We start from the raw sequence: 4,253 nt of genomic DNA, 5'->3' as shown, positions 1-4,253 counted from the left end.
TCCGCGGGAGGCAGCCCGGTCGGCGGGAGGCGGTCCGCGGAAGGCAGCCCGGTCGGCAGGAGCCGGTCCGCGGAAAGCGGTCCGCGGGAGGCGGTCCGATCGGCGGAAGGCGGTCCGCGAAAGGCGGTCCGGTCGGCGGGAGGCGGTCCGCGAAAGGCGGTCCGGTCGGCAGGAAGCGGTCCGCGAAAGGCAGCCCGGTCGGCGGAAGGCGGTCCGCGAAAGGCAGCCCGGTCCGCAGGAAGCGGTCCGCGGGAGGCGGTCCGATCGGCGGAAGGCGGTCCGCGGGAGGCAGCCCGGTCTGCGGAAGGCGGTCCGCGAAAGGCAGCCCGGTCCGCGGGAGGCAGCCCGGTCGGCAGGAAGCGGTCCGCGAAAGGCAGCCCGGTCCGCGGGAGGAAGCCCGGTCTGCGGGAGCCGGTCCGCGGGAGCCGGTCCGCGGGAGGCGGTCCGCGGGAGCCGGTCCGCGGGAGCCGGTCCGCGGGAGCCGGTCCGCGGGAGGCGGTCCGCGGGAGCCGGTCTGCGGGAGCCGGTCCGCGGGAGCCGGTCCGCGGGAGCCGGTCCGCGGGAGCCGGTCCGCGGGAGCCGGTCCGCGGGAGGCGGTCCGCGGGAGGCCCGCGCCCCGAGGGGCGCGGGGAGCTGCCCGAGCGGCTAGCGCGTGAGCAGCACCTTGCCGATGTGGCTGCTCTCCTCCAGGACCCGGTGCGCCGCCGCCGCGTCGTGCATCGGCACCGTCCGGTCCACGACGGGCCGCACATGGCCCCCGCCGATCAGCGGCCAGACGTGCTCGCGCACCGCCGCCACGATCGACGCCTTCTCGGCGGCCGGGCGGCCGCGCAGCGAGGTCGCGGTGACGGCGGCCCTCTTCTTCAGCAGCGCGCCGATGTTCAGCTCGCCCTTGGCGCCGCCCTGCATGCCGATGATCGCGAGGCGGCCGTTGACCGCGAGGGCGCGCACGTTGCGGTCGAGGTACTTCGCGCCCATGTTGTCGAGGATGACGTCCGCGCCGGACCCGTCCGTGGCGCGCTCGATCTCCTCGACGAAGTCCTGCTCGCGGTAGTTGATGAGGATGTCGGCCCCCAACTCGCCGCAGAACGCCAGCTTCTCCTTGCTGCCCGCCGTGACGGCGACCTTCGCGCCGACGGCCTTGGCGAGCTGGATGGCCATGGTGCCGATGCCGCTCGAACCGCCGTGCGCGAGCAGCGTCTCGCCGGGCCTGAGGTGGGCGATCATGAAGACGTTGGACCACACGGTCGAGGTGACCTCGGGCAGCGCGGCCGCCGTGACGAGGTCGACGCCGTCGGGCACGGGCAGCAGCTGGCCGGCCGGGACGACGACCCGCTCCGCGTAGCCGCCGCCGGAGAGCAGCGCGCACACCTCGTCACCGACCGCCCAGCCGGAGACGCCGGGGCCGAGCGCGGTGATACGGCCCGAGCACTCCAGGCCGGGGTACGGGGAGGCGCCGGGCGGCGGGTTGTAGAAGCCCTGGCGCTGCAGCAGATCGGCGCGGTTCACGGCGCTGGCCGCGACCTCGACCAGCACCTCGCCCTCGCCGGGCACGGGATCGGGGACCTCGGCCCAGACGAGCGCTTCGGGGCCACCGGGTTCGGGGATCGTGATCGCATACATGCCGGCGAGGCTACTCGCGTACGCCGCGGAGGGCTGGACGCGGGAGCCCGGCTGCCGCCCCGGGCCCCCTCCGCCTCAGCTGTGCCGCCTCGGCCGGCCCACCTCAGCCGGGCCGCCTCAGCTCGGGCGCAGCGGCTTGATGTCCGGGGCGACCGTCGTGCCGGGGGACGCCCGGACGATCGTGATCAGCCGGTCCGTCAACTCCAGCTTCCCGACGGCCGGATCGTCGTATCCGAGCACGCGATGCCCTCGTACGACACTCACCACCAGGTCGTCCGTCTCCCGCACGTTCAACCCCACCTCGGCCTTTATCACCGGGCGTTCGACGAGGTCGAGACCGCTGCCCTGCTGGATCAGGTCCTCCATGACCATGCCCGCGCTCGGGCTCAGCACGGAGAGACCGAGCAGCCGCCCCGCCGCGCTGGCGCTGGTGATCACGGCATCGGCGCCGGACTGGCGGAGCAGCGGCGCGTTCTCCTCCTCGCGGACCGCGGCCACGATCTTCGCCCCGCGGTTCAACTGCCGTGCGGTGAGGGCGACCAGGACCGCGGTGTCGTCGCGCTGCGTCGCGATGATGATCTGGCGGGCCCGCTGCACCTCGGCGCGGAGCAGTACGTCGCTGCGCGTCGCGTCGCCGACGACCCCGGCGAACCCCTCCGCCGTGGCCGCGTCGACGACCTTCGCGCTGGGGTCGACCACCACGATCTGCTCCGGCTTCAGGCCGGTCGCGCGGACCGTCTGGATCGCGGAGCGGCCCTTCGTCCCGAAGCCGACGACAACAGTGTGTTCACGCAAGTTGGACCTCCAGCGGGACAGACGCCATTCCTCACGCGTCCGTTCCGTGAGCACTTCGAGGGTCGTGCCGACCAGGATGATCAGGAAGAGCACGCGCAGCGGCGTGATCAGAAGAATGTTGGTGAGGCGGGCGCTGTCGCTGTACGGGACGATGTCGCCGTACCCGGTGGTGGAGAGCGTGACCGTCGCGTAGTACGCGGCGTCGAGGAAGTCGACGTGGCTGTCCGAGTTGTCGTGGTAACCGTCGCGGTCGATCCAGACGATGAAGGTCGTCAGGGCGAGCACCAGCAGTGCCATCGCGAGACGGCGGGTGACCTGGCGCAACGGACGCTCGACCTTGCGCTGCGGCAGTTTGATGCGGTGTGTCGTGTGCTGCTCTTCGGGGTGACGCGCGATGGCGTCATGCCCGGGAAGTTTCACGTGAAACGCTCCTCGCCGTCTACGACTGCCCCATCCCCGGGCCCAGCCCCCGCCTCGGGCCCGGCTCCGGCGCCGGTTCCGGCTCCAGCTCCGGCCGTGAAACCTGCATGCTCCTCGGCCTGGCCCCCGTCAATCGCACCACCGTACAAAGCCGTGCCCGCGCCCGTCCCGGTGCCCACCTCCGGAACCGCCCACGGCAGGTCGAGGACCTCCAGTTCGCTGCCCTCCCGCGCCCCGCCGGGCGGCACGACGGCGAGCCCGTCGGCCGCCGCGATCCCCCGCAGCATCGCCGGACCGTTGAAGTGCAGCGGCACGGCCCGCTCGGCGCGCAGGGCGACGGGGACGAGACGGGTGTCGTGCGGGTGCCCGTGGACGCTGTCGCGCAGGGGAGCGGTGTACGTGGAGGGCCCGCCGCAGCCCGCCGGGCGGCCCGAGAGCGTACGCAGCAGGGGTTCGGCCAGCGTGAGGAGGCCGGACACGGCGGCGAGCGGATTGCCGGGCAGGCCGACGAGGTGCCGGTCGGGCCGGATGCGCGCCAGCAGCATGGGGTGCCCGGGGCGCACCGCGACGCCGTCCACGAGCAGTTCGGCGCCGATCCGGCGCAGGGTGGGATGAACGTGGTCGACCGGGCCCGACGCGGTGCCGCCCGTCGTGACGATCAGGTCGGCGGTGGAGCTGGTGATCGCGTCGTGGAGGGCCTCGGCGTCGTCGCCGAGCCGCCGGACGGCGGTCACCTCGGCGCCCAGCGCGTGCAGCCATGGCGGCAGCATCGGGCCGAGCGCGTCCCGGATGAGCCCCTCGCGCGGGAGGCCCTCCGTCAGCAACTCGTCGCCCAGGACGAGGACTTCGGCGCGGGGCCTGCGGAACACCGGCAACGCGTCGTACCCGGCCGCCGCGGCCAGCCCGAGCACGGCGGGGGTCACCAGGGCACCGGCGGGCATCAGCCGGTCGCCGGAGCGGCACTCCTGAGCGCGCGGCCGGATGTCCTGACCGGTGACCATCTCGCGCAGGGCGTGCAGTCGGCCCTTGTCGTCGGTCCTGCCGTGCTCGCTGCGCAGCACCGCGGTGGCGTCCTGCGGGATGCGGGCGCCCGTCGCGATGCGGACCGCCTCCCCGTCGGAGAGCGCGTCCGGCCGGGCATGTCCGGCGAGGATCCCGTCGGCCCGTACGTTCCAGGGGCCGGGGCCCGCGACGACCCAGCCGTCCATCGCGGAGGTGTCGAAGGACGGCAGGTCCGTGAGGGCGGCGAGCGGCGCGGCGAGGATCAGGCCGAGGGCCCGGTGCAGCGGGACGGTGACCGGTTCGGTGCCGGGCCCGGGCGCGGCCCGCTGTGCGCGGGCGCGGGCGGCGGGCCAGGGCGTGATGTCGCGGTGCTTGTCCTTGGCGGGAGCGGCGTCCGTGGACGGGGGTGTGGG

The 4,253-nt window shown here is 74.5% G+C and carries 3 protein-coding genes; all 3 read right to left on the bottom strand.

The annotated features are described in order from the left end of the window. Window positions 1-645: 645 nt before the first annotated feature. Window positions 646-1,623 (bottom strand): NAD(P)H-quinone oxidoreductase, encoded by a 978-nt coding sequence (locus AOK03_RS33285; protein WP_055569108.1) that lies wholly within the window; start codon window positions 1,621-1,623, stop codon window positions 646-648. Between the two features lie 117 nt (window positions 1,624-1,740). Continuing rightward, window positions 1,741-2,838 carry a potassium channel family protein gene (locus AOK03_RS33280; RefSeq protein ID WP_055569107.1) on the bottom strand — a complete coding sequence of 366 codons (1,098 nt, stop codon included), beginning with the start codon at window positions 2,836-2,838 and terminating at the stop codon, window positions 1,741-1,743. Beyond that, a partial coding sequence (locus AOK03_RS33275) for a molybdopterin molybdotransferase MoeA (protein WP_167355666.1) occupies window positions 2,835-4,253 on the bottom strand: 1,419 nt, incomplete at its 5' end. The genes AOK03_RS33275 and AOK03_RS33280, both read right to left, overlap by 4 nt.

It is taken from the genome of Streptomyces atriruber (assembly GCF_001418325.1).
GTDB classification, from domain to species: domain Bacteria; phylum Actinomycetota; class Actinomycetes; order Streptomycetales; family Streptomycetaceae; genus Streptomyces; species Streptomyces atriruber.
Note: the sequence above shows the minus strand (reverse complement) of the source record. Positions and strands in the feature narration are given on the sequence as shown.

Excerpts from the sequence above, each read along its gene's own strand:
- AOK03_RS33285 (WP_055569108.1), bottom strand. The coding sequence starts at position 1,623 with ATGTATGCGATCACGATCCCCGAACCCGGTGGCCCCGAAGCGCTCGTC.